Source organism: Flavobacterium sp. (assembly GCF_040382755.1).
In the GTDB taxonomy this organism is placed as follows: domain Bacteria; phylum Bacteroidota; class Bacteroidia; order Flavobacteriales; family Flavobacteriaceae; genus Flavobacterium.
Genome location: NZ_JBEIET010000128.1, coordinates 1 through 5,097, shown reverse-complemented (window position 1 = coordinate 5,097; position 5,097 = coordinate 1). Strand labels below are relative to the sequence as shown.

At 30.2% G+C, this 5,097-nt stretch carries 7 protein-coding genes; 1 reads left to right on the top strand and 6 read right to left on the bottom strand.

The features are described from left to right. The 4 genes from ABWO04_RS09655 to ABWO04_RS09640 form a co-directional block, all read right to left on the bottom strand. On the bottom strand, positions 1-1,002 hold a 1,002-nt coding region (locus ABWO04_RS09655), incomplete at its 3' end, for an Rnase Y domain-containing protein (RefSeq protein WP_353079510.1). Positions 1,003-1,211: 209 nt separating this feature from the next. Next, positions 1,212-1,505: a cell division protein ZapA gene (locus tag ABWO04_RS09650; RefSeq protein ID WP_291241095.1), complete on the bottom strand. Its 294-nt coding sequence runs from the start codon at positions 1,503-1,505 to the stop codon at positions 1,212-1,214. Between the two features lie 2 nt (positions 1,506-1,507). Next, positions 1,508-1,798, bottom strand: coding sequence for a DASH complex subunit DAM1 (locus ABWO04_RS09645; protein WP_353079509.1), 291 nt, complete (start codon positions 1,796-1,798; stop codon positions 1,508-1,510). 105 nt (positions 1,799-1,903) lie between these two features. Continuing rightward, the gene (locus tag ABWO04_RS09640) at positions 1,904-2,944 is read right to left on the bottom strand and encodes a formimidoylglutamase (protein ID WP_353079508.1); all 1,041 of its coding nucleotides are present in this window, start codon (positions 2,942-2,944) and stop codon (positions 1,904-1,906) included. A gap of 116 nt (positions 2,945-3,060) precedes the next feature. On the opposite strand from ABWO04_RS09640, the gene ABWO04_RS09635 reads away from it, so the two are divergent. Further along, positions 3,061-3,957, top strand: coding sequence for a DUF8428 domain-containing protein (locus tag ABWO04_RS09635; protein ID WP_353079507.1), 897 nt, complete (start codon positions 3,061-3,063; stop codon positions 3,955-3,957). Positions 3,958-4,032: 75 nt separating this feature from the next. Here ABWO04_RS09635 and ABWO04_RS09630 read toward each other — a convergent pair whose 3' ends face one another. Together ABWO04_RS09630 and ABWO04_RS09625 are read right to left on the bottom strand one after the other, a co-directional pair. Next, on the bottom strand, positions 4,033-4,806 hold the full coding sequence (locus ABWO04_RS09630) for a superoxide dismutase (RefSeq protein ID WP_353079506.1): 774 nt from the start codon (positions 4,804-4,806) through the stop codon (positions 4,033-4,035). A gap of 45 nt (positions 4,807-4,851) precedes the next feature. Beyond that, positions 4,852-5,097 (bottom strand): acyl-CoA-binding protein (locus ABWO04_RS09625; RefSeq protein ID WP_353079505.1); only part of this gene is annotated, 246 nt, incomplete at its 5' end.

The window sequence follows — 5,097 nt, the reverse complement described above, 5'->3', positions numbered from 1 at the left end:
GTTTTGTCCGTATGAAGAACGGTATTTCATTCTACCTACAATTTTAATCAATTCTGGGTGTAAACCGTGAATTCCTAAATCGATAACGGTACGTTTTCCTACTTCAATAATTTCTTCTTCAATTTGTTTTTTCGTTTTCTCAACCACTTCTTCAATACGGGCAGGGTGAATACGACCATCCGTAACTAATTTATGAAGTGCCAAACGAGCAATTTCTCTTCTTACAGGATCAAAACAAGATAGGATAATAGCTTCTGGTGTATCGTCAACAATGATTTCAACGCCAGTTGCTGCTTCAATAGCTCTAATGTTTCTTCCTTCTCTACCAATAATTCTACCTTTTACATCGTCTGATTCAATATTGAAAACAGATACACAATTTTCAACTGCTTCTTCTGTTCCAACTCGCTGAATCGTACTAATAATGATTTTTTTAGCTTCTTGTTGCGCTTGCATTTTGGCTTCTTCAATAGTTTCTTGAATGTGCGCCATTGCATTGGTTTTGGCTTCTGCTTTTAAACTTTCAACCAATTGATTTCTTGCATCGTCTGCAGATAAACCAGAAATAACCTCAAGTTGTTCAATTTGACTTTTGTGTAATTTGTCAACTTCTTGTGATTTTTTCTCTAAGTTTTCAATTTTGTTTGTGTATTCTACAATTTTAGCTTCTGCATCATCGTTTATTTTCTTAGCTTTTGCCAATTCACTCGAAACTTGCGATTCTTTATCTCTTGTTCTTTTTTCGGCTTCTGCCATTTTTTTGTCTTTAGACAAAATTTCGTTTTCGTGTTCTAATTTTAATTCTAAAAATCGCTCTTTAGCTTGTAATAGCTTATTTCTTTTTTCAGTTTCAGCTTCTGCTTTCGCATCTCTTAAAATTGAACTCGCCTCTTTTTTAGCGTTTTTAATAAGATTTGAAACATTGCTTTTTTCTAAAAATTTAGCAATTGCAAATCCTATAGCCAATCCGACGATTCCAATTAGTATACTTGTTAATTCCATAGTTAGGTTTTGTTTAATAAAAAAGCCCACATTAGGTGTTTGAATAAACTCGATTCAGACAAGATTTGAGCTAAAACGATGTTCAAGGATTTCCGATAAATCGGAACGTGCTTTAGTATCGCAAATTCACTCATTTAATAGTTAGTGTTGAGTTTATCAAATATTTACTAATGTGGGCAGTACTTTAGTGTTTTGTATGAACGTTTTTCTTATTTTGAAAGTAAACCTTCTATTTTTTCGTCGAGTTTTTTTAATCTCTCAAATGCTTCTACGGTATCTGTAGAAGTATCAATTTGGGTTTGTTCTATTTGAGAAGCAAATTGTAAGGCGCACATTGCCAATACATCTTGTTTATCTCTTACTGCATAGTTGGCTTCAAATTTTTTAATTGTAGCATCAATTTTTTTAGATGCGGTTCGTAGACCTTCCTCCTGAGTAGTTTCCACTGTTAATGGGTATACTCGGTCTGCAATTGAAATTTTTATTTTTAACTTTTCTGTCATAATTATTCAGAAAGTTGTGCTATACAATAGTCGATTTCTCTAATCAACGAATTTATTTTCAGTTTTGTTTCTTTCTTGTATTCTTCACTGCCCAGAAGAGAATTTGTTATTTTTAAGCTTTCCAACTCTTGTTTTAAAGAGGTGATGTGCTTATTTTCTTGTTGAGCGTTTTGTTTTAAAGCGCTTAATTCGTTAGATAAACTTTCGTTTAATTGCTCTAAATTCTCTATTTTTTTAGATAATTTAAAGAATTTTACTTCTAAGGAATCAATAATTTTCGACAATTCACTCATTACAACTCAATTCTTTTCTTGATTTTACAAATTTAAAACTTCAATCTCGAAATCCAATACTTTTTTTCAAAAAAAAATAAAGTTTTTTTCTTTCATTACTAATATTTAGATTTCTTCAAGCTTTTTACTCTTAATGAAATCTAAAATTAGTGTTGCAATTAATTTTCCAGTTAAATGATTGTTGTTCGATACGTCTAAATCAGGTGCCCCTTCACAAATATGTAAATAACTGGCAAGTTCTTCTCTTCCAGCTAAATGAATAAAATGCCTGGCTTTTTCAACACTAAATCCGCTAAGTGTCATAGCACTACTATGAATGTTTGGAAGCGCATCTAAATCAAGTTCTACTCCAAATGGTGTATTGGAAATAAATTTTATTGCTTGGTTGATTTCTGTAGTAAAACTTTTGGTTTTTCGTACCGCTATTTCTTCATAGGTTACATATTTAACTCTTTCTTCAATAGTTTTTAAGGTATTAAAGACACTTTTGGATACAAAATTTTCGTGTAAACCGAATATAAAATATTTTTTTAAGAAGCCTTCTTCAAATGCATAGGTAAAGCCATTTCCACTATGACGACCTTCCATTATCCTAAAATCGGTATGTGCATCAAAATTAATAGCATTTACTGGCATTCCTTTTGCTAACGCTAATCCCTTTATGTTTCCGTATGCGTTATTATGTCCGCCTCCAATAATTATTGGAATTTTATTCGCTTTAATAATTGTGCTAATTACATAAGAAACATCTTTATCTATATTTTCTACTATTTGAAATAGTTTTTTTCGATCTTCTTTGTTTTGAGTATCTAAAGTTTTGGAAATTTCCATTTCTTTAGAAAAATTTATTTCACCTAAAACAAGTAATTCGTTGCCTTTGCAAAATTTATTATGTTGAAAGTTTACTAAGCTTTTTAACGTGCTTTCAAAAGCTGAAGCAGCACCGGTTCTACCTAAATTGGCCTTTATTCCGATGTCTTCGGGTAAACCAATTAAAACAAATTTCGCTTCTGATTGGGTGATAAATGAAATCCAATTTTCATCACTTGGAACCGTAATTATCTTTTCGCCAAACTTTATTTCGCCACTTCGATGTTGCGTAATTTTGGCTATATCTCTAGAACTGAATACGTTTAATTTATCCATTTTGTGTTTTAAAAGTGTTTTCAAATATAATATTTTAAAGATACATTACGTTATATAGTAATAGAAATAAATAAAATTTTATTTTTGTGTGAAATTTAAATAAAATCAAATTAAAAATGGAGTTAAATCAATCAAATTCTAGAAATTCAGGGTTAAAAGTTGTTGTATTAATCTTAGTCTTATTGTTAATGGGAAGTTTGGCTTATGTATATAAGTTACAACAAGATAAAGATGCGGTAGATTCAAGTTTATCAAAAACATTAACGGAGAAAGAAAAATTTCAAGCAGAATTGGAATCAAAAATTGCGGAGTATGATTTGGCAATAGCTGATAATACTGCTTTGAAAGGAGAATTGGAAGAAGAACAAGCTAAGATAATGGAATTGTTAGAGAAAATTAAAAAATCTGACGGAAGTGTAGCTGAATTGTCTAAATATAAAACGCAATACGTAAAACTAAAACGCGAAATGGATAATTTAATTGCCGAAAACAATATATTGAAAGCGAACAATAGCAAATTGACAAAAAACTTAGATAGTACTAATGTTGTTTTAACAAATGCAAAAACAGCAAATGATACGTTAGCAGCCAAAAATGAAAATTTGTCTAAAACAGTTGAAAAAGCACAACGATTATCGGTTTTAAATTTAACCACTTTAGCGGTAAAACAAAAAAGTTCTGGAAAACAAATTAATACTGATAAAGCTAGTAAAGCTGATGTTTTAAAAATAGGGTTTACTATTGCTGAAAATCAGGTTGCGAAAACGGGTGATAGAACGTATTATGTTCAAGTAATTGATAGCAAAAACAATGTATTAGGTGAAAAGAAAACAGAAACATTTGGAACAACTTATTTGCCTTATAGTTTTCAGAAAACCATTAAATACGAAAACAAAACAGTTCAGGTTCAAGAAGATTTATCAGTAAAAAATATTTCATCAGGTACTTATTTTGTTAATGTTTTTGATAAAAAAGGAGAATTGGTTTCAAAAAGTAGTTTTCAATTAAAGTAATAGAAATTAGTTTTTAGTAAAATACTTAAAAACGTATTATAAAAAAACGCTTCAATGTATTTTGAAGCGTTTTTTTTATTCAGAAGCTACTGAGGAATCTTTAAATTTTTCATTTACTTTTTTCCAGTTTATAACATTAAAGAACGCATTAACATAGTCTTTTCTTTTGTTTTGATATTTAATATAGTAGGCGTGTTCCCATACATCAAGAGCTAATAAAGGTGTGCCTTTTTTTTCTGCATTTGGCATTAGCGGATTGTCTTGATTTGCTGTTGTTGTGATGACTAATTTTCCTGAATTGTCTTTTATAAGCCAAATCCAGCCTGAACCAAATAATTTTGTAGCACTTTCTGAAAATTCATTTTTAAACGATTCAAAGGATCCAAAATCTTTGTTTATGGCTTCTAAAACTTCGTCAGTTGCATCGCCATTGTTAACGCTTAATATTTCAAAAAATAAATTGTGATTGTAATATCCGCCAGCATTGTTTCTAATTTCTGATTTACTTGTATCTAATTTCTTTAGAATTTCTTCTATAGATTTTGATGACAAATCAGTTTCTTTTAAAGCGGCATTCAGTTTGTTACAATATGCCAAATGATGTTTCGAATAATGTAACTCCATTGTAGCAGCGTCAATAAAGGGTTCTAAACTATTGTAAGAATAGGGTAGGCCATTCATTTGAAATGCTCCTTCTTCATCTTCAGCTTGCACATCAGACGGATTTCCTAAAGTGGTTTTTTCAATTTTTTCTGGTTCAGGAATAGTAACTTCTATAAGTTCTTTTTCTTTTTTACAACTGGTACTTAAAACGGAAATAAGTAATAATACGAGGATTTTATTTTTCATTTTTAAGGATTTTTATGTTTTTACAAAAATAAAAAAAGATACACATTACTGTCTATCTTTTAGCATTTGATTTATTATTTCAATGTATTTTTCTTTTGCTTCGTTAGCAGATAAATGTCTAACTTGCATCCAAGCGTTTTGTTTAAAAGCGGTAATAACTTCATCCGATTCATAGCCGTGATGACTATAGCTTATGTTCTCGGAAAGCGCTTGTTTGTAATAGGCATAGAGCACTAATTGTACGTCTTGCGGTACAGAAGTTTTAGGAATTTTTTCATTGGCATTTTGAAT

What these genes read in the sequence shown, in the direction of transcription:
- ABWO04_RS09650 (WP_291241095.1), bottom strand. Translation starts at nt 1,505, where the DNA reads ATGACAGAAAAGTTAAAAATAAAAATTTCAATTGCAGACCGAGTATAC.
- ABWO04_RS09630 (WP_353079506.1), bottom strand. Translation starts at nt 4,806, where the DNA reads ATGAAAAATAAAATCCTCGTATTATTACTTATTTCCGTTTTAAGTACC.
- ABWO04_RS09645 (WP_353079509.1), bottom strand. Translation starts at nt 1,798, where the DNA reads ATGAGTGAATTGTCGAAAATTATTGATTCCTTAGAAGTAAAATTCTTT.
- ABWO04_RS09635 (WP_353079507.1), top strand. Translation starts at nt 3,061, where the DNA reads ATGGAGTTAAATCAATCAAATTCTAGAAATTCAGGGTTAAAAGTTGTT.
- ABWO04_RS09640 (WP_353079508.1), bottom strand. Translation starts at nt 2,944, where the DNA reads ATGGATAAATTAAACGTATTCAGTTCTAGAGATATAGCCAAAATTACG.